This window comes from Altererythrobacter sp. MTPC7, from assembly GCF_042851395.1.
Classification (GTDB): domain Bacteria; phylum Pseudomonadota; class Alphaproteobacteria; order Sphingomonadales; family Sphingomonadaceae; genus CAJXSN01.
Genome location: NZ_BTGS01000001.1, coordinates 330,422 through 354,475, shown reverse-complemented (window position 1 = coordinate 354,475; position 24,054 = coordinate 330,422). Strand labels below are relative to the sequence as shown.

The window sequence follows — 24,054 nt, the reverse complement described above, 5'->3', positions numbered from 1 at the left end:
TGCGCCGTCAGACGCTGCCCGGGCCGCGTCAGCGGCTCACAGAAACGGGGCCCTCGCGCCCGGCAAGAAGAGAGGCGAGCGCGCCTGCGGGTCAGCGTAAGGACGCCGCGCCCGCAGGTGCGCAGAATGCGCGGGACCGAGCGCGTCCTCCGGAAACTCCCGCTCAATCTGAAACTGCTCCTGATCGTCACCCGGATGGGCCGGGGCTATAGGCCCGATCCGCGCAGCGGATAGAGCGGGTCGCCCGCAGGGCAGCACACATATCGTCGTCCAGTTACAACCCGTGGATAAGACAGTAAGCCTCGATTCGTGCTGATCAAGCGAAGGCGAATTTCGCCCTTTTACACGTATCTACACCCTACAGCACTACGATGTACCGTTACCCCCTTGCCGGTCGCTGACACCGTTCCAATGCTGCTCTTCATCGCATCGCCATATCTCACACGATGGAGTTCACATGCCTTTTTCTGACCGCATCATCCGCATGAGGACCGTGCTCGACCGGACCGGTCTCAGCCGCTCGACCCTCTACCGCAAGATGGCGGAAGGCAGCTTTCCCCGCTCGGTTAAACTCGGAGAACACTCCGCCGGATGGCACGAGTCCGCAGTCAACGAATGGATCAGGAATCCAACGGACTATGTAGCGGACGAAAGGCTGGACTCTTAGCCTTCCCCAGCCCCCTCCTTCGTGGTCAAATGTTTCGAACGACCCGCCTGACCTAATCGCAGGACCTCCTCGGCCCAGGCATCAAGCGCCTCGCGCTTCTCCGAAAAATAGTCGTGCCGCTGGTAAACGCCCACGATACCAGCCCGCGAACCTGAGACGTGGTTCAATACAGCTTCGGTCACTTCGAGCCGAACGCCGAGACGCTGCAAGCCGGTGGCAAGGGTCCGCCTCAAATCATGCAAGGTCCAACGCGGCACAGGCTGCGCGATCGCCTCCTCGAGTGCCGGGCGAAGGCGCGACATAGTCTTGCTGAAACCGCTCGCGCCATTTGCACCGTTGCCTCTCGCCGGGAACAGCTTCTCGCTGTCGTCCTTGGCGGTCTGACTTTCGACAATCTTTGCGGCCTCGTCAGACAGCGGCACCAGATGCGCCACACCGTTCTTCGCCCGATTGGCGGGTATCGTCCATAGCTTCTCTTCGAGATCGAATTCGCTTCGATCGGCCTCGAACACTTCCCCGCGCCGCTGTCCGGTCAAGATGAGTAATTTAATTGCCGGACCAAATGGCGCTGGCTCTTCATCGAGCAGATTCCATAGGATACCGAGTTCGGTATCGTTCAACACGCGGTCGCGGGCTTTGGGGGCAGGCGGGCGACCGGCATCCCGGCACGGATTGCCCGGTAGGGCGTCGAGCCGTGGCAGCGCCCATCCGTAGAAAGACGAAAGATGGGAGAGGACATTTCGTGCCATCACCGGTGAGTTCCGCGCGATCTCGTCGATGAACTGGGTGATCTCCGCGCGCGTTATCGTTTCGGCCATCCGGTCCCCGAAGTGTGGCAGGATGTGGCGATTGAATATCCGCTCGATCTCCTTAATCGAACGGCGATCGGACTTAGCCAACCGGTAGTCCGGCCACATAGTGCGGACAGTCCTTCCGCTCGCCTGACGCTTTCGGGTCGAAACGTTGCTCGAAGGATCGCCGCCCGCCTCGATGTCCGATAGGATTGTGCGCGCTTTCTTGCGTGCAACCGCGAGGCTGAAGCGCGGCGAATAACGACCGAGAGTGATCGTCTTTACGCGTCCGCCGATGCGCTTTCTAATGATGAACGTGCGGCTACCTGAAACGCCGATCCGCACACGAAGTCCTGGCACGACGGCATCGCTCACTTCAACCTGACCGGTGGCGGGAGGCTTCAAGGATGCCAGCTTGGCATCGGTCAGAGTTGTGGAAACCATGCTAAAGACCTCCTGATTTTCAATCACCGGAGCGTAACCTTAGGTTACATTTGGCGTGAAATACGGTGAATTCGCATGGTAAGGTATGACACTTAACCCTATGAAAAGCAAGCATGGTGAGACGTTCTGAAACAGCTATTTTGCCGCTCTTAATCAGCGGGTCCTAGGTTCGAACCCTAGTGCGTCCACCACCCCCCCTCCTCTCACATTGCGGTTTCGAGTGGCCCGTGCCGTGTCTGGTGAGTTCGTGCGTCGCCTCAATGTGACGCGCTTGACATGATCACATTCAAATGTGAGACGGGTGGCCATGAACACCGTCGAAAAAGTCCGCACCCTCGTTTCCCAAGGCCTCATGACCCGTGCCGGCCTCGCCCGGGCGGCAGGGTTGCATGCCAATACCTTGCGTGATTGCACGGAAGCCAGCTGGAACCCCACCACCGATACGCTCGGCAAGCTGCAGGCCTTCCTGGAAGAGAACGACGAGACACCAGTCATTGTCGGCGCGGAAGAGATCATCGACGAGGCGCGCAACGGCCGCATGTTCATCCTGGTGGATGACGAGGACCGCGAGAACGAAGGCGACCTCATCATCCCGGCACAGATGGCGACCCCCGATGCCATCAATTTCATGGCGACCCATGGCCGCGGCCTCATCTGCCTGTCGCTCGACCGCCGCCGCGTGGAGGCGCTGGGCCTGGAACCCATGACCCGCGAGAACCGCGAGAGCATGCAGACGGCCTTCACCACCTCGATCGAGGCGAAGCACGGCGTCACCACGGGCATCAGCGCAGCCGACCGCTCGCGCACCGTGCTGGTCGCCATCGACGAGGGCAAGGGCCCGGACGATATCGTCAGCCCGGGTCACGTCTTCCCACTGGCCGCCCGCGACGGGGGCGTCCTGGTCCGGGCCGGCCATACGGAGGCCGCGGTGGACATCTCGCGTCTCGCCGGGCTCAATCCCTCCGGCGTGATCTGCGAGATCATGAACGAGGACGGGACGATGGCCCGGCTCGACGACCTGGTCGGTTTCGCGCGCAAGCACGACATGAAGATCGGCACCATTCGCGACCTGATCGAATACCGCATGCGTCACGACCATCTGGTCGAGCGCAGGTCGGACGAGGCCTTCACTTCGGATTACGGCGGCGACTGGCGCATGATGACCTATCGCAACACGGTCGATGGCAGCGAAAGCTACGTCCTGCAGAAAGGCCGCATCGAGGAAGGCAAGCCCACCCTCGCCCGCGTCCACCCGATCTCGATCTTCGACGATGTTCTGGGCAAGCCGGGCGAGCGCAAGCGCACGCTCCAGCGGGCCATGACGGCCGTGGGCGATCACGGGTCGGGCGTCATCGTGATCATCACCGGCAGGCCCGCCTCCGGCTATGGCGAGAACGAGGCCGAGCGCAATGTCGGCATCGGGTCGCAAATCCTGGCGGATCTCGGCGTCGAGGACATGATCCTGCTCAGCAATTCGCAGCCCAACGTCGTCGCCATCGAAGGCTATGGCCTGAACATCGTCGATCACCGACCCATTCCGGAGTAAGCCCATGGCCTGTTTCCTTATTGTCGAAGCGCGTTTCTACGAGCACCTGAACGACCAGCTGATTGCCGGTGCGCGCGCAGCGCTGGAAAGCGCGGGTCATGATGTAGAGGTCCTGACCGTGCCCGGTGCGCTGGAAATTCCCGGAGCCATTGCCCTGGCTGTGGAGAGTGGCGGATACGATGCCTTCGTCGCCATCGGCGTCGTCATTCGCGGCGAAACCTATCATTTCGAGATCGTCGCCGGGGAAAGCGCGCGTGCGATCATGGCTTTGACGATGGACGGTATCGCCATCGGCAACGGCATCATCACGGTGGAGAACGAGGAGCAGGCGCAGGTTCGTGCCGACCCGTCGCAGAAGGACAAGGGCGGAGAAGCTGCAAAGGCAGCTATCGCGCTGCTGGATTTGCGCAGGAATTTCGGCCTCTGATTGCCCCTGCCGGGAAGCCCGGCGATTGGGTCCGATCCGGATTGGATTGCACTGGCCGCCCTGCCGTCACTCGCGCATAGTCCTCGCGTTCGATCGCAAGGACAGCATTATGAAACACACCGCAACCGCGCAGCATGGCTGCCGCGAAGCCGCTTTGCGCCAATTGGCAAGACAGTGGCAGGACGATCTCGAAACGCTCGATGCCATGGGGCTGCATCTCGCCGCTGCGCGCCTCGACGGCGCATTGTCGACGGTGAAGCGGACCCTTGCCGACTAGCTTCGGCGTATCGGGCCAGACATGAAACGGCGGCGCCCCCGGCTTAGGGAGCGCCGCCGATGTGTCGCCTGCTTTTCTTAACGTAGGAGCGGAATTCGCCTCAGGCGCCAATGCGACCGAAACAAGCCGTGCCCGCGTAATGTGCACTGCCGCCCAGTTCTTCCTCGATCCGGATGAGCTGGTTGTACTTTGCAAGCCGGTCGGACCGCGCGAGGGAGCCGGTCTTGATCTGCCCGCAATTGCTCGCCACCGCGAGGTCGGCAATCGTTGCGTCCTCGGTCTCGCCAGAGCGGTGCGACATCACGCTGGTATAGCCGGCGCGGTGCGCGATATCGACCGCCTCCAGCGTCTCCGACAGCGTGCCGATCTGGTTGACCTTCACCAGCAGCGAATTGGCCAGCCCGCGCTCGATCCCGTCGGCCAGGCGCGCCGGATTGGTCACGAACAGGTCGTCGCCCACCAGCTGCACGCGGTCGCCGATGGCATCGGTCAGGGCCTTCCAGCCATCGAAGTCGTCCTCGGCCATGCCATCCTCGATCGACTTGATCGGGTAGTCGTCACACAGTTTCGCGAGGTATTCCGCCATTCCGGCACCGTCCAGCGACAGCTTTTCGCCCGACACTTCGTACTTGCCGTCGCGAAAAAATTCGGTCGAAGCGCAGTCGAGGGCCAGCACCACGTCGCGGCCCGGCGTGAAGCCCGCCTGCTCGACGGAGCGCATGATGAAATCGAGCGCATCGCGGGTGCTCGACAGGTTCGGCGCAAAACCGCCCTCGTCCCCGACGGAGGTCGACAGGCCTTTTTCCGCAAGGCCTTTCTTCAGGGTGTGGAAGATCTCCGCCCCCCAGCGCACGCCCTCCGCAAGGCTGTCTGCCCCGACCGGCATGACCATGAATTCCTGGATGTCGATCGGGTTGTCGGCGTGCTCGCCGCCATTGACGATGTTCATCATGGGCACGGGCAGGACGTGGGCGGACACGCCGCCGATATAGGCCCAGAGCGGCATTCCGCGCGCAGCCGCGGCCGCCTTCGCCATCGCGAGGCTGACGCCGAGGATCGCATTCGCGCCCAGGCGGCTCTTGTTGTCCGTGCCGTCGAGGCCGATCAGAGCCATGTCGATGTCGCGCTGGTCTTCCGCATCAAGGCCGAGGATCGTCTCGGCGATCTCCGTGTTGACCGCTTCGACCGCCTTCGTGACGCCCTTGCCGAGATAGCGTCCCTTGTCCCCGTCGCGCAGTTCGACCGCCTCGTGGGCGCCGGTCGACGCGCCGGAGGGAACGGCGGCCCGGCCCATGCTTCCATCTTCAAGTAGGACATCGACCTCAACCGTGGGATTGCCCCGCGAATCGAGGATTTCGCGGGCGTGCAGGTCGATGATGGCAGTCATGGTCGATACCCCAGGTGTTGTATATGGATAAGACACCTCCATATGGAGGTCGGCAGCGCTCTATGACGCGGAACTAACAGGTGCAAGCGACGTTGAACTCATGAAACGGGCAGCGTTTGCGTTGCCGCGATGTGAAACAGCAATTTACGAGGGATAATATCATGGCCACCGACACCGCCAAGCCGAAGACGAAGAAAGCTGCCAAGGCGCCCAAAACCGCGGTCGCTGGCGACGCCGTCGGTGCAGCAGCCGGTTCTGCCGCTGCCGAGCCGACGACCGGACGCAGCGAAGCCAAGACCCGCTTCAACGCCGCGCTGGACGAGGCACGTGCCGGAGCAGCCGCCCTGAAGACCGAAGCATCCGACCGCGCCGCCGCCTATCGCAACCAGGCCGGCAACAAGAGCGGCGAGTATTCGGAACAGGCAAAAGCCAAGGCGGGCGAACTCGCTGTCGAAGGCAAGGCGAAGGCAAGCGATGCCATCTCCGCGCTCAGCAAGATGGTCGCCGACAACGCCGCCGTGATCGACGAGAATTTCGGCCCGAAATACGGCGACTACGCACGCAACGCCTCGCGCACCCTGCAGGAAAACGCTGCAAAGCTGGAAGCGAAGAGCGTCGACGAACTGGGCGATGACGCCCGTGAATTCGTACGTCAGAGCCCCGGTCTTGCGATTGGCATGGCAGCCGTTGGCGGCTACATGATCGCACGGCTTCTTCGCCGCTGATGATCGATTGGACACCCGGCCGCTGCGCCGGGTGTTTTCATTCCCAAGCTAGCTAAAAAGGCCTGATACGGCGATATGCTCGAAACAACGACGTCGCCCGCAGGGCAAGCTGACGAGATGGAGCGGGACACCGACACATACGGTGATCCCGTTCTTCAGATTCCCGGCGGTCCGGATGATGCCTCGCTTGCCGACGACATTGGCGCGCTGGTCGCCGATGGCAAGGCCTACGTCCAGGCCGAACTGGCTTTCCAGAAAAGCCGGGCTGCCTTTGCCGCGCACGAGATAAAGGCCGGTGCGGCTTTTGCGATGGTCATGCTGGCCTTCCTGCATCTTGCGCTGATGGGGATCGTCGTGGGGCTCATCATCGCCCTCGCCCCAATCGTCGGCGCATTTGTCGCGACGGCGATCATGGGCGGGATCCTGCTCGTGTGCACCGCGATTTTCGGATGGCTCGCCCTGCGCCGCTTCCGCAAGATCAGTGCTGCTTTCGATAATGCCGATAATTCCGACGATGGTGCCGATGCCGGGGAGACGGCAGCATGAACGCTCGCGAAAGAGACATGCGGGCCGACCGCGCTTTGCGAAACGCCGCGCTTTCCTTGGTGAAGGCCGATATCGCCCATGTGAAGGAAGACCTGTCGGCCCGCAGCGTGAAGGATCGTGTCACCGACCGCATTACCCATGGCGCGCTCGACCTGTTCGAGGAAGCGACCGAAATTGCGGACAACAATCGCGGTGTCCTGGCGACCCTGCTGGCTGCGGTCGGCATCTGGTTCGCTCGCAATCCGATCCTCTCCTTTCTCGGCTTCGAACACGAAGACGATGACCAGCACGAGTTGTTCGAGGACGAACTTTACGACGACCGCTACCCTTACTGATCGTCCGTGTCGGGGCGAGAACGCGGAACATCCCGGCCTTTGGTCCATTGGTTTCCCAGACACTTAACAAATTCGGAGTTACCCCATGAGCAGCCAGGAAAAACGCGACGAACTGCGTGCCAAGATCGAAGCCGGTGAGCAGCGCAACGAAGAGCGCACGATCGGCGATTATGCCAAGAGCGCGGCCGACAGCACCACCCAGTTCGTAAAGGACCATCCCGTTGCAGCCGTGGCAGGCGTCGTCGTGATCGGTCTGGCCATCGGTGCCATGACCCGTCCGGGTCGCCGTGCCGGACAGAAGGCGGGCGCAATCGCAACCTACGCCACGGAAATGGGCCTCGCCTATGCAAGCGGTCTTCTCGACCAGGCAGGTGACGTGGCCCGTGCCGGCGGCGATGCACTGGAAGATTTCGGCGACGACCTCGCCTTCGGTGCGCGCAAGGCCCGCCGTTCGGCTTACAAGACCGCCGGCAACACCTCGGACAATGTCCTGAACCTGTCGCGCAAGGCCGCGCGCCGCGCAGGAAGGACCTATCGCGACGCAAAGGCACGCGTTGCCGTCTGATCGGGCGAAGGCCAGGACATGAAGCGAGACGGCGCGGTGGGCAATTGCCTGCCGCGCCGCTCGGCGTTATGGCCCCCTTGCCTTCCTGCTGCGGCAGGGTCCCCTCCTCCCCAAGGAATTCATACGATGGAAGAAAAAGAAACGAAGCAGCCGCTCTATCTCGTCATGGGCGGCCGGGTGAAAGACACGCGCAACCTCGAATTCGAAGATCCGGAAAGCATTCACGTGGCCGGCGTCTATTCGGACTATGACGGCGCAGTGGAAGCATGGCGCGGCAATGCGCAGCGCACAGTGGACGACGCCGCGATGAAATACGTCATCGTGCACCTTCACAAGATCCTCGATCCGGAAGCCTGATCGGCCTTGGCCTACGCGATCCGCCCCTATGCCGACGGTGATGCCGAAGCGCTGTCACTGGTGACGCTGGCGGCGATCGCGACGATCGGGCCTGCCGCCTACAGCCAGGAACAGGTGGCTGCGTGGTCGGCCCGCCATATCCAGCCGGAACGGATCGCCGGCCGCGTTGCGGCGGGCGATCATATTTTCGTGGCTGTCGATAACGATGACAGGCCGGTCGCGTATGTCCTGCTGGAAAAGGACGGGCACGTGGACATGCTCTACAGCCATCCCGACCACTCGCGGCTCGGCCTCGCCGGGCAGCTATTGGCGGCGGCGGAGACGAAGGCCCGCACCTTGGGCGCGGCGCGGCTCTATACCGAGGCAAGCGAGCTTGCCCGCCCGGCGTTCGAACGCGCGGGCTACGAGCTGGGCGAAAGGCGTGACTTCACGATCGAGCATGGAAACAGGTCCGTTCCCATCCACAATTACGCCATGACGAAGGCGATCGACTAGGCGCCAGCCCGCATGGCCCGCGCGAGAGGCGCGCACGAGGCGCGCCTCCACTGCCGTCAGATGAATTCGATCTTGTCGACGAGGTAGAACTTGTCCCCGCTCGGCACGGTGACCTCCACCTCTTCGCCCACTTCTTTCCCGATCAGGGCGCGCGCAATCGGCGAGCTGTAGGAAATGCGGCCCTTGTTGGCGTCAGCTTCGGTCTGGCCGACGATCTGGTACCTGATCGGCTTGTCGTCCTCGTCGAGCAGGGTCACGGTTGCGCCGAACACGATCTTGTTACCCGACAGCGTGGTCGGGTCGATGATCTGGGCACGGGTGATCTTGTCTTCCAGTTCGGCGACCTGCGCCTCGATCTGGCCCTGGCGCTCCTTGGCGGCGTGATATTCGGCGTTCTCCGACAAATCGCCGTGAGCGCGCGCTTCCTCGATGGCGTCGACCACCTTGGGGCGCTCTGCACGAAGCAGCTTGAGATCGGCTGTCAGGCGTTCGTAGCCTTCTGCCAGCATCGGCACTTTATCCATCGGAACCTGTCCTGTTTTCTGCCCCCGCACGCGGCAAACCGATCCGTGGTCGCGCCTTGCGGGCGACTGTGTCGGATCGGTCTGGGGTGAAGGTGTGTTCTAACTCGTCGCGCTATAATAGTCCTGCAACGAGCGGACTTCAAGCTGGCTGGCATCGACCGTCGCAATCGCCTCTGCAGCAGCCACGCTGGCGGCGGCCGTCGTGTAATACGGCAGCTTCGCCTCCAGCGCGGAGGCACGGATCGACTTGCTGTCCATCAGCGACTGCCAGCCCTCGGTCGTATTGAAGATCAGGTCGACCTTCCCGTCGATGATCGCATCGACGATGTGGGGCTGGCCTTCCGCCACCTTGTTGACCCGATCGACCGGCAGGCCCTGCTCCGCCAGGTAAGCCTGCGTACCGCCGGTTGCGATGATGGACCACCCGCACGCGATCAGGCGCTTCACCGCGGGAAGGATCGCAGTCTTGTCGCTATCCTTCACCGACACGAACAGGGTGCCTTTCGCAGGCAGGGCCATGCCGGCGCCCATCTGCGATTTCAGGAACGCTTCGGGGAAGGCGCGGTCGATGCCCATGACTTCGCCGGTTGAGCGCATTTCGGGCGACAGGACCGGGTCGGCCCCGGGGAAACGGCTGAACGGGAAGACGGCTTCCTTCACCGCCATGTGGCCCGGGCGCAGGTTGAATTCGGGGAAATCCGCCAGCTTCTCGCCCGCCATGATGCGGCTGGCGATTTTCGCGACCGGGTGTCCGATGGTCTTGGCAACGAACGGCACGGTGCGGCTGGCGCGCGGGTTCACCTCGATCAGGTAGACCTCGCCGTCTTTCACCGCGAACTGCACGTTCATCAGGCCGCGCACGTTCAGGGCCAGCGCCAGCGCCTCGCCCTGGCGCTCCATCTCTGCCACGATTTCGTCCGGCAGCGAGTATGGCGGCAGGGTGCAGGCGCTGTCGCCCGAATGCACCCCGGCTTCCTCGATATGCTGCATGACGCCGGCGATACGCACTTCCTTGCCATCGCACAGGACGTCCACGTCGCATTCGATGGCATCGCGCAGGTATTGGTCGACCAGCACCGGACTGTCGCCGGACACGTTGACCGCGGTGTTGATGTAATCGTCGAGCTGCGCCTCGCTGTCGACGATCTCCATCGCGCGTCCACCGAGCACATAGCTGGGACGCAGGAGCACGGGATAGCCGATGGTGCGCGCGGCAGCTGCAGCTTCATCCCGGCTTTTGGCGATGCCGTTATCGGGCTGCTTCAGGTCCAGCTTGTTGACGAGGCGCGCAAAACGCTCCCGGTCTTCGGCCAGGTCGATGGCATCGGGGCTGGTGCCCAGGATCGGGATGCCTTCATCCTCCAGCGCCTGCGCCAGTTTGAGCGGAGTCTGCCCGCCGAACTGCACGATCACGCCGACGAGTTCACCCGACTGCTGTTCCACGCGCAGGATTTCCAGCACGTCTTCTGCCGTCAGCGGCTCGAAATAGAGGCGGTCGGACGTGTCGTAATCGGTGCTGACCGTTTCCGGGTTGCAGTTGACCATGATCGTCTCGAACCCGGCTTCGCTGAGCGCGAAACAGGCGTGGACGCAGCAATAGTCGAACTCGATCCCCTGCCCGATGCGGTTCGGTCCGCCGCCCAGGATCACGATCTTTCGCCGGTCCGAGGGCATGGCCTCGTCTTCGGGCTTGCCGAAGGTCGGTGCCTCGTAGGTGGAATACATGTAGGGCGTCACCGCCTCGAACTCGGCAGCGCAACTGTCGATCCGCTTGAAGACCGGCAGCACGCCCAGCTTGTGGCGCAGCTTGCGGACTTCTTCCTCGCTGGTTGCTCCGGCCATGGCGCGCAGGGCATCGTGCAGCAGCCCCGAACGGCGCGCCTGCGTTTCGCCGAGGCCGCCCGCCACGCCGACGGAGCGGACTGCCAGCGTGGCCAGCCGCTTGTCGGAAAAGCCCATCGCCTTCAGGCGGCGCAGTTCGTCCGCCTCGTTCGGCAGGCCGTTATGCGCGATCATCCGCTCTTCGTAGATGATCGCCTCGATCTGCCGCAGGAACCACTTGTCGTAGCCGGTGATGCGGTTGATCTCGTCCACGTCGAAGCCTTCGCGGAAGGCCTGCGCGACATTGAGCAGCCGGTCAGGCGTGCGCTTGCTGAGCGCGGCGGTGATGATTTCCTTCGACACGCCTTCCAGTTCGACCACGCGGTTGAACCCGTCGAGCCCGGTCTCGAGGCCGCGCAGGGCCTTCTGCATGGATTCCTGGAAATTGCGGCCGATGGCCATGACCTCGCCGACCGACTTCATCGCGGTGGCCAGTTCGTTCTTCGCGCCCTTAAACTTCTCGAAGGCGAAGCGCGGGATCTTGGTGACGACGTAGTCGATCGTCGGTTCGAAGCTGGCGGGCGTTGCGCCGGTGATCTCGTTCTCGATCTCGTCCAGCGTGTAGCCGACCGCCAGCTTCGCCGCGACGCGCGCGATGGGGAAGCCGGTGGCCTTCGATGCCAGCGCTGACGAGCGCGAGACACGCGGGTTCATCTCGATCACAATCAGGCGGCCGTCCTCGGGATTGACCGCGAACTGCACGTTCGATCCGCCCGTTTCGACGCCGATCTCGCGCAGCACCGCGATGCTGGCGCTGCGCATGATCTGGTATTCCTTGTCCGTCAGCGTCAGCGCGGGTGCGACGGTGATGGAATCGCCCGTATGCACGCCCATCGGATCGACATTCTCGATGGCGCAGATGATGATGGCATTGTCGGCCCGGTCGCGGACCACCTCCATCTCGTATTCCTTCCACCCGAGCAGCGATTCCTCGATCAGCACCTCGGTGGTGGGGCTTGCGTCGAGGCCCTCGCGAACGATCCGCTCGAACTCGGCAGTGTTGTAGGCGATGCCGCCGCCCGTACCGCCGAGCGTGAAGCTGGGACGGATGATGGCGGGAAGGCCCGTCCGCTCGAGCACGGCGCGCGCCTCGTCCAGCGTATTGGCGATGCCGCTGCGCGCGCTTTCGAGGCCGATGGAATCCATCGCCTCGCGGAAACGCTGGCGGTTCTCCGCCTTGTCGATCGCATCGGCCTTGGCCCCGATCATCTCGACCCCATGCTCCGCCAGCACGCCCATCTCGTCGAGCTTCAGCGCGCAGTTGAGCGCGGTCTGCCCGCCCATGGTCGGCAGCAGCGCGTCGGGCTTTTCCTTGGCGATGATCTTGGCGACGATTTCGGGCGTGATCGGCTCGATATAGGTCGCGTCGGCCATTTCCGGATCGGTCATGATCGTGGCGGGGTTGGAGTTGACGAGGACCACGCGGTAGCCCTCCTCCTTCAACGCCTTGATCGCCTGCGTGCCGGAATAGTCGAACTCGCAAGCCTGGCCGATGATGATCGGGCCAGCGCCGATGACGAGAATCGAGGAGATGTCAGTGCGTTTGGGCATTACTTATCCATCTGTCCGAGAATGGAGTTTGGCAAAGTCAGTCGCGCGGGAGAACGCATTTTCTCCGCACACCAGTTCACGGCGCTTTGGAACGAAGCATTGTCGAGAGTTCCACGCGAACCGATTTTAGATCCCAACTCAGGATAGTCGTCGTGAGAACCCGGCTCGACTTCGACCAGTTCCCATTCCAGTTTGTTGGCCTCGATAAGAGACTGTTGAATCCGCGTGATGTTGTAGAACGGCTCTACACCGTCTTCGCGTACACCATCAAATCCGCGAAAAATCGTGACCTGGATTGTATCCGGGGAGGGATGGGTTTCGGGAACATTGATAAAGTAGTCTGGCTGATGGACCGAGTAATACTCGAAGCGGCGTCCGTCGACGTAGATATCGACCTTATCCGAACCGTTGAGGCGATAATAATCGCCTTCCTCTCTCTCGAAGATAAAATTGAAACTGACCGAAGTTAAATTTCCGGTTGAATCCATCCCAAAAAAAATGTCGTCATTCCATCCGGCACAATGGCTTTTGTCCGGATAGGGTAAATCATTTCGCCATTCTATCGAGGTTTCAGCGACAACTTCGAAATTACCAACAACCGATTCGGCCACATTAAAGCCGTATGGCCGGTCTTTTGCCACTTCTTGTGCTGCCGCCCCGCAAAACGGATTTCCCATGAAAAAGACGGCAAGTGCTGCGATTGACGGTTTCACCCCAACATCCCCACGAACTTCTCAAACAGGTAGAAGCTGTCCTGCGGGCCGGGGCTTGCCTCCGGGTGATACTGCACCCCGAATGCCTTCTTGTCCTTGATCGAAATGCCGCAATTGGTGCCGTCGAACAGCGACACGTGGGTCTGCTCCACACCCTCGGGCAATGTCTCGCCATCAACCGCAAAGCCGTGGTTCATGCTGGTGATCTCGACGAGGCCCTCGCTGTCGCCCCAGCCCCCGCCGACACGCTGGACGGGATGGTTGGCGCCGCGGTGGCCCTGGTGCATCTTAATCGTCTTCGCGCCCGCGGCCAGCGCCAGCATTTGGTGGCCGAGGCAGATGCCGAACAGCGGCACGTCGCGCTCCAGCAGCGCCTTGATCACCGGCACCGCATATTCGCCCGTCGCCGCCGGATCGCCCGGGCCGTTGGACAGGAACACGCCGTCCGGCTGCAGCGCGAGAATGTCCTCCAGCGAGGTTTTCGCCGGCACCACCGTCACCCGCGCGCCTGCCTTCACCAGGTTGCGGAAGATATTGTCCTTCGATCCGTAATCGATCGCGACGACATGGGGATTTGCCTGCCGCGAGGCGCGGCCATAACCCTTGCCCAGCGACCACCAGCCGCCTTCCCAGTCTTCCTGCTTCTTGCGCGAAACGCGCCCCGCCAGATCCATGCCTTCCAGCCCGGCCCAATCCTGCGCCCGCTTCAGCAGGGCGGGCAGGTCGAACTGGCCATGCGGTTCGTGCGCGATCACGGCGTTGGGCGCCCCGTTCAGGCGGATATAGCGGGTCAGCGCGCGGGTATCGATGCCGCTCAGGCCGATCTTCCCGTTCTCGCGCATCCATTCGTCGAAAAGCTGCTTGCTGCGGAAATTGCTGTCGGGCGTCACGTTCTCGCGCACGATGCAGCCCACGGCTGCCTCTACCCGGCTTTCGATGTCTTCGGCATTGCTGCCGACATTGCCGATATGGGGGAAGGTGAAGGTGACGATCTGCGCAGCATAGCTGGGATCGGTCATCACCTCCTGGTAACCGGTCATCGCGGTGTTGAAGCACACCTCGCCGACGGCGCTGCCGATATGGCCGAAACCATGGCCCCATAATGCCGTACCGTCGGCCAGCAAAAGGAGACCCGTCGCGCCTTTGGGCTGCGCAGGGGTAATGTCGGCAGAAGCCATAAAAGGGGCACTCCGAGTCAGGGGTTTTCCGGCAATGTCGCTAAGCCCCACCCGCTAAGCAGGTGGCGTGCCTGCGTCAAGCGTGGCGGCGCTGCATTTATTCGCTATGAGGGCGGCAATACGCGCTGCCGGCGCCAATCCATCCACAGGAAACGACATTTATGCTCCGCGATCAGATCAAGGCCGAAACCGTCACTGCCATGAAGGCGAAGGACAAGGACCGCACCGCGGCGCTCCGCCTGATCGGGGCGAAGATCAAGGACCGCGACATCGAGATGCGGACCGCCTCGAAAGAGGTCCCGGACGACGAGATGGTGACCGACGTTCTCACCAAAATGGCCAAGCAGCGCCGCGAATCGATAACCATGTACGAGGAAGGCGGCCGCGAGGAACTGGCCTCGCAGGAACGCCGCGAACTGGCGGTAATCGAGGAATTCCTGCCCCGCACGATGGACGAGGCCGAAACGAGGGCCGCGATTGCCGAGGCGAAGGCCGCCACGGGCGCTGAATCCATTAAGGATATGGGCAAGGTCATGGGGGAACTAAAGGCGAAGCACGGCGCTTCGCTGGACATGGGCCTCGCCTCGAAACTCGTGAAGGAAAGCTTCTGATATGATCCGCAAGACCGCTGCTCTCGCCGCCCCGGCAACCCTGGCCCTGATCCTGGCCGGATGCGCGGAGCCGGTCGACCAATCGACCGATCGCTATGCCGGCGACGCAGATCTGGACATCGCGACGACCGATGGCGAGGCGGCATTGCTGGCCAACGCGATCGAGGCGGGCGATTTCGCCGACCTGCAACTGGGCGCAAAGATCATCGGTCCGCGCGGTGCCGATGTTAAGGTGGCGATGACCAACGATGCGGGCGCCTTTGCCGACATGACCAGCTATGTCGCCTGCCCTGCGGGTATGGTGACGTGCGACCCCTCCGAAGCGCCCGAAGGCACGATCTACACCTATGTCCACACCGTCTATCCCGGCGAGGACAACGATCCCGCGACCGGCAGCGGGGACGGTGCCGATTCGTCCGACATCGAACTGGCCGAAATGTTCCGCATGACCGGCCCCGCCCACGGTTTCACGGGCAATGCGGGCTTCTCCCGCCTCGAAGCGAATGCCGCCGTGGGCGACAAGGTAATGGTGACGGTGACGTGCCGCGATGGCGCGCTGGCATGGACGATCGATGCAGGCGAAGGCGGCGACCAGTGGGAACAGGGTGAACCGCTCACCTTCTACTGGCAATCCACCCTGCCCCCGGCCGGCCCTGCCGAACGGTACGAGGTCACGGCGAATTACAGCACGGCCAGCGGCCAGGGCCCCTACCCGGCGGAAGACGGTGATGCGGCCAATGCCTGCGATGCGCCCGCCCCTGCGGCGCGCGCGGCGTCCTGACGATCTGCCCTCCTCCCGAGCGGGAATCTCGTCGTAGAGAAGCCATTATGGCGACTTGAACGAAACCGGCTTTGGGACGATATTCGCTTGCATGGCGCTGTCTCCCCAATGGCTGGACGAATTGCGTGCGCGGATCACGCTTTCCAGCGTCATCCAGCGCACGACCAAGCTTCAGAAGGCGGGGCGGGAATGGAAGGCGTGCTGCCCCTTCCATAACGAGAACACGCCCAGCTTCACCGTTAGCGATGAAAAGGGGTTCTACCACTGCTTCGGCTGCGGTGCGCATGGCGACGTGATCCGCTGGATGACCGACCAGCGCGGCCTCGGTTTCATGGACGCGGTGAAGGAACTTGCTGCGGAAGCCGGGATGGAAGTCCCCGCCCCCGATCCCGTCGCTGCGAAACGGGCGGAGAAACGCGCCAGCCTGATCGACGTGACCGGCGCGGCGCAGGAATTTTTCGTCGACCGACTGGCGTCCGATGCCGGGGCGAAGGCGCGGCGCTATCTCGCCTCGCGCGGGTTCAGCGACGCGGTCGTGCGGGAATTCGGTTTCGGCTATGCACCCGATGACAAACAGGCCCTGCCCGGCGCGCTGGGATCGTTCGACGCGGCCATGCTGACCGAGAGCGGCATGCGGATCGCGGCCGATGACGGCAACAGCTACGACCGTTTCCGCGACCGCCTGATGCTGCCGATCCAGGACGCGCGCGGCCGCGTCATCGCGTTTGGCGGACGCATCCTCGACAACCGCGATGGCGTGGCGAAATACCTGAATTCGCCCGACACGCCGCTCTTCGACAAGGGCAATGTCCTCTACAACCAGCACCGCGCCAGCCCGGCATCGCGCCAGAGCGGACGGGTGGTTGTCGTGGAAGGCTACATGGACGTCATCGCGCTTGCCAATGCAGGAATAGAGGACGTGGTGGCCCCGCTCGGCACGGCGCTGACGGAGCGGCAGATCGAGCTGTTGTGGCGAATGGTCGAACGCCCCGTCCTGTGCTTCGACGGCGATGCCGCCGGGCAGCGCGCCGCCATGCGCGCCGTCGGACGCGCCCTGCCACTCCTGCGTCCCGGCCATTCGCTGGGCATAGTCCGGATGCCGAAGGGCATGGACCCCGACGACCTGCTGCAGGAACGCGGGGTCCGCGCGATGGAAACACTGCTCGCCAGCCCGGCCAGCCTGCTCGACACGCTGTGGGAGAACGAACGCGACGCGCAGCCGCTGGACAGCCCGGAAGCAAAGGCCGGCCTGAAATCGCGGCTGCTGGCACATGTCGATACGATCGGGGACGAGGATATCCGCGCGCTCTACCGCCGCGAATTGCTCGACCGGTTTTCCGCCTTCGCCTTTCCGCGGCGCGAGAACACCTGGAAGAAAGGCGATTGGAAAGGGCGAAATTTTCCCGCCCGCCCCATGGTCACGCCTGCTGCGCGCAACAGCCTGCGGATGCTGGCGGGCGGATCGAACAGGGATGCGCTGCTGTCCGCCGTGGTCGGCGGGCTGGTGCGCTTCCCCGACCAGCTCGATCGCCACTGCGAAGACCTGTCCGACCTTGCCGAGCGTGACCCGAAAGTCGCGGCTGCGATTAATCCACTACTCGATTCGCTCGAACCGCTTGAAGACACCGGCGAAACGCCCATATCGGGCGCTGCCGGACATATTGCGCCCCCGGATAAGACTCGTTTCACCTTCCTCAGAGAAGGGACCGATCCGCAGGTTGCGCGCGAGAGCCTGGCTGAAGCCGTTTCGTTGCTGGTCGAACGACCGGCGCTGGAGGCTGCGCTTGCCGCAGCCACGGCCCGGTTCGCCACCGACCCCGAAGGAGCTTTCGCCGATCAGCAGAGATTGTTGAAGCGAAAGCTGGAATTCGAGGCGCGACTCGGCCAAATGGCAAGCATGCGGGCCGATGCCGAGGATGACGGCACAGCGTCCGGAAACGAAGATACCACCCCGCCCACGCCGGAACCGGCAGACGGCGCGCAAACAGATTGAGACGATACCCTATGGCGTCCAAGGCGAAATCGAAGCAGGGCGAAGATGCTCCGCTGATCGACATGAAAGAAGCGTCGATCAAGAAACTGATCACCAAGGCGAAGAAGAAAGGCTACGTCACCTTTGACGAGCTGAACGCCGCCCTGCCTTCCGATATCGGCCCCGACCAGATCGAGGATATCCAGACCGCGCTGTCCGAAATGGGCGTCCAGATCGTGGAAAACGACGAGGAAGCCGAGGCCGAGGCGGAGAAGGAAAGCGAAGTCGCCGAGATCGCCGCCGACGGTTCGAAGGACGACAAGAAGAAGCCCGCAGCCGCTGCGAAGAAGACGACGACGGGCGAACGCACGGACGATCCCGTCCGCATGTACCTGCGCGAAATGGGCGCGGTCGAACTGCTCAGCCGCGAAGGCGAGATCGCCATCGCCAAGCGGATCGAGGCCGGACGTGACATGATGATCATGGGCCTGTGCGAAAGCCCGATCACCTTCCACGCCATCATCCAGTGGTCCGAAGCGCTCAACAACGAGGAAATGCAGCTGCGCGAGATCCTCGATCTCGACGCGATGCTGTCGAAGGAACCGCCGGCTGACAAGATGGCCGATGATGCCGACGACGATGACGACGGCGAGATCTCGGAAGAGACCGCCGGCCCCACCATCGTGGACGATGAAGACGATTCCGACCACGACGAGGATGATGGCGAGGACGGCGAAGGCGGTTCGGCCAAGAAGAAGGACGACGAGGAGGAAGAGGACAACACCATGTCCCTTGCCCAGATGGAAGCCGCGCTGAAGCCGGATGCCATCGAGCGCTTCGCCCGCATCACCTCGCTGTTCAAGAAGTTCGAGAAGCTGCAGAGCGAACGCGTGGAAACCTTGGGCCGCGGCGAAGCCTTCCCGGCGGCGAAGGAAAAGAAATACGAAAGCCTGAGCGAGGAACTGACGGCGGAAGTCGAAAGCATGCAGTTCCACGCGACCAAGATCGAATTCCTGGTCGACAACCTCTACGCCTTCAACCGCCGCCTGACGGCGCTGGGCGGCCAGATGCTGCGCCTTGCCGAACGTCACAAGGTCAAGCGCGCCGACTTCCTGCAGGCCTATATCGGCAACGAGCTGGACGATAACTGGCTGAAGGACCGGGTGAAGAAAGACAAGAAATGGGCCGCCTTTGCCGAGAAGGAAGGCGCATCCATCGAACGTATCCGCGTCGAGATTGCCGACATCGCCAGCGCCACCGGCATGAGCCTGCCCGAATTCCGCCGCATCGTGAACATGGTGCAGAAGGCGGAGCGCGAGGCACGCATCGCGAAGAAGGAAATGGTCGAGGCGAACCTGCGTCTCGTGATTTCCATCGCCAAGAAATACACCAATCGCGGCCTGCAATTCCTGGACCTGATCCAGGAAGGAAACATCGGCCTGATGAAGGCGGTCGACAAGTTCGAATACCGCCGCGGTTACAAGTTCAGCACTTACGCGACGTGGTGGATCCGGCAGGCAATCACCCGCTCCATCGCCGACCAGGCACGCACGATCCGCATCCCGGTCCACATGATCGAAACGATCAACAAGCTGGTTCGCACGAGCCGCCAGTTCCTGCACGAGCAGGGCCGCGAGCCCACGCCAGAGGAAATGGCAGAGCGCCTTTCCATGCCGCTGGAAAAGGTTCGCAAGGTGATGAAAATCGCCAAGGAACCGATCAGCCTCGAGACCCCCATCGGCGACGAGGAAGATTCGCATCTGGGCGATTTCATCGAGGACAAGAACGCGATCATCCCGGTGGATGCCGCGATCCAGGCGAACCTGAAGGAAACCGTCACCCGCGTCCTCGCCAGCCTGACCCCGCGCGAGGAACGCGTGCTGCGCATGCGCTTCGGCATCGGCATGAACACCGATCACACGCTGGAAGAAGTCGGCCAGCAGTTCTCCGTGACCCGCGAACGTATCCGCCAGATCGAGGCCAAGGCGCTGAGGAAGCTCAAGCACCCGAGTCGTTCACGCAAGATGCGCAGCTTCCTGGACCAGTGAGGAAGCGCGCATTCCTTGCCGCTGCGGCGCTGGCGGCGATAAGCCTGCCCGCACCTGCAATCGCACAGGATGCAGTAGCGACGAGCGATGTCTCCGCGGAGTCGCTGCAGGTCGCCCGGGATATTATTGCCGCCATGTATCCTCCCGAAACGCGCGAGGATACCATCGTGGAGATGGCGCAGTCGCTGGGTGCGCAGATCGCAGGCTCGCGCAATCTCGACGAAATCGACGACGAAGGGGCGCGCCGTATCCTGGAAGAAGGAATGGTCGAGGGCCTTCGCGGCCTGCGCCCGATCATGGCGCGGCATATTCCGAAGCTGATGGACGCGACGGCAATTGCCTATGCCGACACATTCACGCTGACCGAACTGGTTGCGATCCGGAATTTTGCGTCCACCCCGGCGGGTGCAGCGTTTTTCGAGCAGTCGCCGGGCCTGATGAACCATCCGGCCCTGACATCCGCCAACGGCCCGTATTTCGAGGAGCTCCATCGCTATACGCAGGAGTTGCAGGCGCGGATGATTGCCGACCTCGAAGCGTATTTCATGGAGCAGGCGCAAGGCACGGCTGACCCGGCCTGATTACTGGCCAGGGCGGCTGTCGGGGCCCTAACCCTTCATGCTCGCATAATCGGCGACGGTATCCGCTACCGGATCGAACCGGACGAACAATGCGATCGCCAATGCCGCAAGCAGGCAAATCGCCGCGATGCGCGGGGAAGCCTTCCCGTCCGACCGAGGCACGAGCATTCCCAAAGCAGGAATGGCAAGCGCGGCCAGCAGGGCAGTGACAGAGGGCATGTCGGGCCCCACACCCTGCATCAACTGGTGCCCGTATTGCAGCAGGAAGCCACCGGCGATGGCGCCGCCCACGACCTTCACGCCCAGTCCGATGCGTTCCGGCAGAAAATGGCTCACAAACCCGGCTACCCCGACGACCAGCAACGGGAACACGATGATGAACGTCGTGATCGGCGCAATGACTTGCGCGGCGATGGCCAGCACCAGCCCGAAAAGCGTTCCCTTCCGCCCGGCCCATAGCGGCGCCGTAACAGCAAGGGCGCCCGCGCAGACGAGCAGGGCCTGCGCCTCCAGATACGGTATGGCTGCCAGGCGGTCGTAATAACTTCCCTCAGCGCCCGCGCCCGACACGAGGTTCAGAAGGTAAAGCACCGCGCCGCCCCCGACGATTACGCCCATGGACGCGCCCACCGATCGCCAGACGCGGTTGCGGGGCGCAATCATCGCCTCGTTCGTGCGGATCGCAAAGATGTGCAGCAGGATCGTCAGGCCCAGCAGTATCCAGCCTGTGACCGTTCCGTAGTGCAGGACGAACAGGCCGAAGACATCGAAGAACGTGGCGTTGGGCGCCGCCTCGGGAAGCGCCTGGGCCTCGCCCAGGGCACGGGTGAGAGCCAGGGTCTGCTCCCCCATGTCCTGCAGCGCGCCCCGGTCGAGATTGGCAGGCGTTGCCAATGGCGAGTGATAGAGCCCCGGGCGGCCGATGAAGGAGAGATTGTACGCGGTGACGTCCAGCTCCAGCGCCGGAGTGAGGTCGGTATCGTTGGGCAAGGTCTCGTACACGAATGTCGCCAGCGAAGAGCCGCCGGGCGTATCGACAGCGCCGGCGTAGGCTTCCACCGCCCCGCCATTGTTTCGCGATGTCTGGAACAGTGTGGTGCGCCCGCCCCCGCCCCGCGCTTCCAGGTTGACGATGGCTCCGACGCGCTCGCGAAGCGGGTTCTCGCCGAAGAACTGGCGCGCGCCGACCAGCCCGAGCTCTTCCGCATCGGTGAACAGGGCGATTACGTCACGTTCAAGCGGGCCCTGCGCCTGCGAAGCTCGCAGCGTCTCGATGATGGCGGCGACACCTGCCGTATCGTCGGGCGCGCCGGGCGAGTTCCAGACCGTGTCGTGATGGGCCATCAGCAGCAGTGCGGGTTTGGACCGGTCCCGGCCCGGCAGAACGCCGATGACATTGGTGAAGGTCAGCGCGTCGGGCCGCGTCCCGCTCCAGTTCCCGAACTTGTCGAGGCCCTGTTCCGGCACCAGCCCCTGCGTGGTCGACACCTCCATGCCGATGGCCTGCAGGCGGCCGGCGATATGTTCGCGCACCTCGGCATTGGCCTGCGATCCGGTCACGTGCGGCTCTCGTGCGATTATCTCCACGTCCTGCATCGCACGGGCGGCCGAGAATGCGGTGCCCGGGGCAGATAGCCCTGCATCACGGGGCGGCGTCGTCGCGATGATCGCAAGGATGAAGGCCCCGATAATCGCGGCGATGACGGGCAGGTGGCGCATTCGTTCGGTTTCCCCTCGTTCCGTCCCTGATTGCGCGTTTCCGACAGTAGGCGCAACCGCGACGGACGCGCGCCGGCCTTCCCTGTGCAAAGCGCCCTACAACCCAATGTCGGGGGTGGAGGGAATCGCCGCCCTCCCCTATAGGCGCGCCATGCGTATCGCCATTGCCTCAGACCACGCCGCCCTCTCCATGAAAGCCGAACTGCGCGAATGGCTCGTCGAGATCGGGCACGAAGTCGCCGACCTCGGCCCCGATAGCGGCGACAGCGTCGATTATCCCGATTATGGTTACAAGCTGGCCGGCGTCGTCGCGGACGGCACGGCGGAGCGCGGGATCGCGCTGTGCGGCAGCGGCATCGGCATCTCGATGAGTGTGAACCGCAATCCGCAGGTCCGCTGCGCGCTGGTTTCCGAGCCGCTCAGCGCCAGTCTTGCGCGCGAACACAATGATGCCAACTGCCTCGCCATCGGCGCCCGCCTGACCGGGATCGAAATGGCGAAAGCCTGCGTCACCGCCTTCCTCGATACCGAGTTTGCCGGCGGTCGCCACCAGCGCCGCGTCGACAAGCTTTCCAATCCTGCCTCAAGAGACCCGTCATGAGCACTGCCCCCGACCAGACCACTCCCGATCAGATCGACGCCCGCACCGCCGACATGAACCGTTTCTGGCATGACGACCTGGCGACGGCCGATCCCGAAATCGCGGCCGCGATCGACAAGGAACTGGCCCGGCAGCAGGACAAGATCGAACTGATCGCGAGCGAGAACATCGCCTCTACCGCCGTGCTGGAAGCGACGGGCAGCGTCTTCACCAACAAATATGCCGAGGGCTATCCCGGCAAGCGGTATTACGGCGGCTGTGACTATGCCGATGTCGTGGAGACGCTGGCGATCGACCGGGCGAAGAAACTGTTCGGTTGCAACTTCGCCAACGTCCAGCCCAATTCGGGCAGCCAGATGAACCAGGCGGTCTTCCTCGCACTGCTGCAGCCGGGCGACACCTTCATGGGGCTGGATCTCAATTCCGGTGGCCATCTGACCCACGGCAGCCCCGTCAACATGAGCGGCAAGTGGTTCAACCCCGTCGCCTATGGCGTGCGGCAGGAAGACGAACTGATCGACATGGACGCCGTGATGGCGACCGCGAAGGAGCACGAGCCGAAGCTGATCATCGCCGGCGGCACCGCCTATTCGCGCGTCTGGGACTGGGAAGCATTCCGCCGCGTCGCGGACGAGGTCGGCGCCTATCTGATGGTGGACATGAGCCACATTTCGGGCCTTGTCGCGGGCGGCGCGCATCCCTCCCCCTTCCCCCATGCCGATGTCGTCACCACCACCACGCACAAATCGCTGCGCGGTCCGCGTTCCGGCGTGATCCTGTGGAATGACGAGGACCTGACCAAGCCGATCAACATGGCGGTCTTCCCCGGAATGCAGGGCGGCCCGCTGATGCACGTTGTCGCGGCCAAGGCCGTTGCCTTCCGCGAGGCGCTTCGTCCCGAATTCAAGGCCTATGCCGCAAGCGTCGTCGAGAACGCCCGCGCCCTCGCTGCAAGCCTGGAGGAAAACGGCCTGCGCATCGTGTCGGGCGGCACGGACAACCATTCCATGCTGGTCGACCTGTCGGGCAAGGATGTCACCGGCAAGGCCGCGGAAAAGGGCCTCGACCGCGCATGGCTCACCTGTAACAAGAACGGCATCCCGTTCGACACCCGCAGCCCGTTCGTCACCAGCGGCATCCGCCTCGGCACGCCGGCGGGGACGACCCGCGGGTTCGGTCCGGCAGAGTTTCGCACCATCGGCAAGCTGATTGCCGAAGTTGTCGACGGATTGAGCAAAAACGGGCCGGACGGAGACGCCCAGGTGGAACGAAGCGTGCAGGAACGCGTCAGTCAGTTGTGCAACCAGTTTCCAGTATATCCGGGACGATAGA

General features: G+C 63.2%; 24 protein-coding genes. 17 read left to right on the top strand and 7 right to left on the bottom strand.

All coding sequences use genetic code 11. The annotated features are described in order from the left end of the window. Positions 1–457: 457 nt before the first annotated feature. Complete coding sequence (locus ACGHJ7_RS01750) at positions 458–667, top strand: AlpA family transcriptional regulator (RefSeq protein WP_348030032.1); 210 nt, start codon at positions 458–460, stop codon at positions 665–667. Here ACGHJ7_RS01750 and ACGHJ7_RS01745 read toward each other — a convergent pair. Next, positions 664–1,929, bottom strand: coding sequence for a tyrosine-type recombinase/integrase (locus ACGHJ7_RS01745; protein WP_390474074.1), 1,266 nt, complete (start codon positions 1,927–1,929; stop codon positions 664–666). The two genes, ACGHJ7_RS01750 and ACGHJ7_RS01745, sit on opposite strands and share 4 nt — an antisense overlap. A gap of 280 nt (positions 1,930–2,209) precedes the next feature. Here ACGHJ7_RS01745 and ribB point away from each other — a divergent pair, with 280 nt between their 5' ends. The 3 genes from ribB to ACGHJ7_RS01730 all read left to right on the top strand — a co-directional run bounded on the left by ribB (position 2,210) and on the right by ACGHJ7_RS01730 (position 4,152). Next, the gene (gene ribB / locus ACGHJ7_RS01740; RefSeq protein ID WP_390474072.1) at positions 2,210–3,448 is read left to right on the top strand and encodes a 3,4-dihydroxy-2-butanone-4-phosphate synthase; all 1,239 of its coding nucleotides are present in this window, start codon (positions 2,210–2,212) and stop codon (positions 3,446–3,448) included. A 4-nt stretch (positions 3,449–3,452) separates the two neighbouring features. Next, complete coding sequence (ribH, locus tag ACGHJ7_RS01735; protein WP_390474070.1) at positions 3,453–3,875, top strand: 6,7-dimethyl-8-ribityllumazine synthase; 423 nt, start codon at positions 3,453–3,455, stop codon at positions 3,873–3,875. A gap of 109 nt (positions 3,876–3,984) precedes the next feature. Then, the gene (locus ACGHJ7_RS01730) at positions 3,985–4,152 is read left to right on the top strand and encodes a hypothetical protein (RefSeq protein WP_390474068.1); all 168 of its coding nucleotides are present in this window, start codon (positions 3,985–3,987) and stop codon (positions 4,150–4,152) included. 100 nt (positions 4,153–4,252) lie between these two features. Here the strand turns inward: ACGHJ7_RS01730 and eno are convergent, their stop codons facing one another. Further along, complete coding sequence (gene eno / locus ACGHJ7_RS01725; RefSeq protein WP_390474066.1) at positions 4,253–5,539, bottom strand: phosphopyruvate hydratase; 1,287 nt, start codon at positions 5,537–5,539, stop codon at positions 4,253–4,255. A 161-nt stretch (positions 5,540–5,700) separates the two neighbouring features. On the opposite strand from eno, the gene ACGHJ7_RS01720 reads away from it, so the two are divergent. The 6 genes from ACGHJ7_RS01720 to ACGHJ7_RS01695 all read left to right on the top strand — a co-directional run bounded on the left by ACGHJ7_RS01720 (position 5,701) and on the right by ACGHJ7_RS01695 (position 8,562). Then, the gene (locus ACGHJ7_RS01720) at positions 5,701–6,264 is read left to right on the top strand and encodes a hypothetical protein (RefSeq protein ID WP_390474064.1); all 564 of its coding nucleotides are present in this window, start codon (positions 5,701–5,703) and stop codon (positions 6,262–6,264) included. 75 nt (positions 6,265–6,339) lie between these two features. Continuing rightward, entirely contained in the window at positions 6,340–6,810 is a 471-nt protein-coding gene (locus tag ACGHJ7_RS01715; protein ID WP_390474063.1) for a phage holin family protein, read from the top strand. After that, positions 6,807–7,145: a hypothetical protein gene (locus ACGHJ7_RS01710; protein WP_390474061.1), complete on the top strand. Its 339-nt coding sequence runs from the start codon at positions 6,807–6,809 to the stop codon at positions 7,143–7,145. Before ACGHJ7_RS01715 ends, ACGHJ7_RS01710 begins: the two co-directional genes overlap by 4 nt. A gap of 85 nt (positions 7,146–7,230) precedes the next feature. Further along, positions 7,231–7,710 carry a hypothetical protein gene (locus ACGHJ7_RS01705; protein WP_390474060.1) on the top strand — a complete coding sequence of 160 codons (480 nt, stop codon included), beginning with the start codon at positions 7,231–7,233 and terminating at the stop codon, positions 7,708–7,710. A gap of 126 nt (positions 7,711–7,836) precedes the next feature. Continuing rightward, positions 7,837–8,067, top strand: a complete 231-nt coding sequence (locus ACGHJ7_RS01700) for a DUF4170 domain-containing protein (protein WP_390474058.1) — start codon at positions 7,837–7,839, stop codon at positions 8,065–8,067. A 6-nt stretch (positions 8,068–8,073) separates the two neighbouring features. Continuing rightward, positions 8,074–8,562 carry a GNAT family N-acetyltransferase gene (locus ACGHJ7_RS01695; RefSeq protein WP_390474056.1) on the top strand — a complete coding sequence of 163 codons (489 nt, stop codon included), beginning with the start codon at positions 8,074–8,076 and terminating at the stop codon, positions 8,560–8,562. 56 nt (positions 8,563–8,618) lie between these two features. On the opposite strand, the gene greA is transcribed toward ACGHJ7_RS01695, so the two are convergent. From greA to carA, 4 genes are all read right to left on the bottom strand, one after another. After that, positions 8,619–9,086 (bottom strand): transcription elongation factor GreA, encoded by a 468-nt coding sequence (greA, locus tag ACGHJ7_RS01690; RefSeq protein ID WP_390474054.1) that lies wholly within the window; start codon positions 9,084–9,086, stop codon positions 8,619–8,621. A 99-nt stretch (positions 9,087–9,185) separates the two neighbouring features. After that, positions 9,186–12,518: a carbamoyl-phosphate synthase large subunit gene (carB, locus tag ACGHJ7_RS01685; RefSeq protein ID WP_390474052.1), complete on the bottom strand. Its 3,333-nt coding sequence runs from the start codon at positions 12,516–12,518 to the stop codon at positions 9,186–9,188. Then, a complete protein-coding gene (locus ACGHJ7_RS01680; protein WP_390474051.1) occupies positions 12,518–13,231 on the bottom strand; it encodes a hypothetical protein in 714 nt (237 codons plus the stop codon). The genes carB and ACGHJ7_RS01680 overlap by 1 nt, the downstream gene beginning before the upstream one ends. Then, positions 13,228–14,409, bottom strand: a complete 1,182-nt coding sequence (carA, locus tag ACGHJ7_RS01675; protein ID WP_390474049.1) for a glutamine-hydrolyzing carbamoyl-phosphate synthase small subunit — start codon at positions 14,407–14,409, stop codon at positions 13,228–13,230. Before carA ends, ACGHJ7_RS01680 begins: the two co-directional genes overlap by 4 nt. Before the next feature lie 161 nt (positions 14,410–14,570). Here carA and ACGHJ7_RS01670 point away from each other — a divergent pair, with 161 nt between their 5' ends. From ACGHJ7_RS01670 to ACGHJ7_RS01650, 5 genes are all read left to right on the top strand, one after another. Continuing rightward, complete coding sequence (locus ACGHJ7_RS01670) at positions 14,571–15,020, top strand: GatB/YqeY domain-containing protein (protein ID WP_390474047.1); 450 nt, start codon at positions 14,571–14,573, stop codon at positions 15,018–15,020. A gap of 1 nt (position 15,021) precedes the next feature. Beyond that, positions 15,022–15,801 (top strand): hypothetical protein, encoded by a 780-nt coding sequence (locus tag ACGHJ7_RS01665; RefSeq protein ID WP_390474045.1) that lies wholly within the window; start codon positions 15,022–15,024, stop codon positions 15,799–15,801. A gap of 91 nt (positions 15,802–15,892) precedes the next feature. After that, a complete protein-coding gene (gene dnaG, locus ACGHJ7_RS01660; protein WP_390474044.1) occupies positions 15,893–17,794 on the top strand; it encodes a DNA primase in 1,902 nt (633 codons plus the stop codon). Between the two features lie 11 nt (positions 17,795–17,805). Further along, positions 17,806–19,821: an RNA polymerase sigma factor RpoD gene (gene rpoD / locus ACGHJ7_RS01655; RefSeq protein ID WP_390474042.1), complete on the top strand. Its 2,016-nt coding sequence runs from the start codon at positions 17,806–17,808 to the stop codon at positions 19,819–19,821. Next, a complete protein-coding gene (locus ACGHJ7_RS01650) occupies positions 19,818–20,402 on the top strand; it encodes a DUF2059 domain-containing protein (protein WP_390474040.1) in 585 nt (194 codons plus the stop codon). Before rpoD ends, ACGHJ7_RS01650 begins: the two co-directional genes overlap by 4 nt. A gap of 27 nt (positions 20,403–20,429) precedes the next feature. Here the strand turns inward: ACGHJ7_RS01650 and ACGHJ7_RS01645 are convergent, their stop codons facing one another. Beyond that, complete coding sequence (locus ACGHJ7_RS01645; RefSeq protein WP_390474038.1) at positions 20,430–22,121, bottom strand: M20/M25/M40 family metallo-hydrolase; 1,692 nt, start codon at positions 22,119–22,121, stop codon at positions 20,430–20,432. A 151-nt stretch (positions 22,122–22,272) separates the two neighbouring features. Between ACGHJ7_RS01645 and rpiB the strand changes: the two genes are divergently transcribed. Beyond that, the gene (gene rpiB / locus ACGHJ7_RS01640) at positions 22,273–22,722 is read left to right on the top strand and encodes a ribose 5-phosphate isomerase B (RefSeq protein ID WP_390474036.1); all 450 of its coding nucleotides are present in this window, start codon (positions 22,273–22,275) and stop codon (positions 22,720–22,722) included. Between the two features lie 53 nt (positions 22,723–22,775). Further along, complete coding sequence (glyA, locus tag ACGHJ7_RS01635; protein ID WP_390474103.1) at positions 22,776–24,053, top strand: serine hydroxymethyltransferase; 1,278 nt, start codon at positions 22,776–22,778, stop codon at positions 24,051–24,053. The last annotated feature ends 1 nt before the right edge of the window (position 24,054 follow it).

Coding starts and splice junctions, on each gene's coding strand:
- eno (WP_390474066.1), bottom strand. CDS start 5,539: ATGACTGCCATCATCGACCTGCACGCCCGCGAAATCCTCGATTCGCGG.
- ribH (WP_390474070.1), top strand. CDS start 3,453: ATGGCCTGTTTCCTTATTGTCGAAGCGCGTTTCTACGAGCACCTGAAC.
- ACGHJ7_RS01705 (WP_390474060.1), top strand. CDS start 7,231: ATGAGCAGCCAGGAAAAACGCGACGAACTGCGTGCCAAGATCGAAGCC.
- ACGHJ7_RS01730 (WP_390474068.1), top strand. CDS start 3,985: ATGAAACACACCGCAACCGCGCAGCATGGCTGCCGCGAAGCCGCTTTG.
- greA (WP_390474054.1), bottom strand. CDS start 9,086: ATGGATAAAGTGCCGATGCTGGCAGAAGGCTACGAACGCCTGACAGCC.
- rpoD (WP_390474042.1), top strand. CDS start 17,806: ATGGCGTCCAAGGCGAAATCGAAGCAGGGCGAAGATGCTCCGCTGATC.
- carA (WP_390474049.1), bottom strand. CDS start 14,409: ATGGCTTCTGCCGACATTACCCCTGCGCAGCCCAAAGGCGCGACGGGT.
- carB (WP_390474052.1), bottom strand. CDS start 12,518: ATGCCCAAACGCACTGACATCTCCTCGATTCTCGTCATCGGCGCTGGC.
- ACGHJ7_RS01665 (WP_390474045.1), top strand. CDS start 15,022: ATGATCCGCAAGACCGCTGCTCTCGCCGCCCCGGCAACCCTGGCCCTG.
- ACGHJ7_RS01700 (WP_390474058.1), top strand. CDS start 7,837: ATGGAAGAAAAAGAAACGAAGCAGCCGCTCTATCTCGTCATGGGCGGC.
- ribB (WP_390474072.1), top strand. CDS start 2,210: ATGAACACCGTCGAAAAAGTCCGCACCCTCGTTTCCCAAGGCCTCATG.
- ACGHJ7_RS01750 (WP_348030032.1), top strand. CDS start 458: ATGCCTTTTTCTGACCGCATCATCCGCATGAGGACCGTGCTCGACCGG.
- ACGHJ7_RS01670 (WP_390474047.1), top strand. CDS start 14,571: ATGCTCCGCGATCAGATCAAGGCCGAAACCGTCACTGCCATGAAGGCG.
- ACGHJ7_RS01715 (WP_390474063.1), top strand. CDS start 6,340: ATGCTCGAAACAACGACGTCGCCCGCAGGGCAAGCTGACGAGATGGAG.
- ACGHJ7_RS01720 (WP_390474064.1), top strand. CDS start 5,701: ATGGCCACCGACACCGCCAAGCCGAAGACGAAGAAAGCTGCCAAGGCG.
- dnaG (WP_390474044.1), top strand. CDS start 15,893: ATGGCGCTGTCTCCCCAATGGCTGGACGAATTGCGTGCGCGGATCACG.
- ACGHJ7_RS01710 (WP_390474061.1), top strand. CDS start 6,807: ATGAACGCTCGCGAAAGAGACATGCGGGCCGACCGCGCTTTGCGAAAC.
- rpiB (WP_390474036.1), top strand. CDS start 22,273: ATGCGTATCGCCATTGCCTCAGACCACGCCGCCCTCTCCATGAAAGCC.
- glyA (WP_390474103.1), top strand. CDS start 22,776: ATGAACCGTTTCTGGCATGACGACCTGGCGACGGCCGATCCCGAAATC.
- ACGHJ7_RS01645 (WP_390474038.1), bottom strand. CDS start 22,121: ATGCGCCACCTGCCCGTCATCGCCGCGATTATCGGGGCCTTCATCCTT.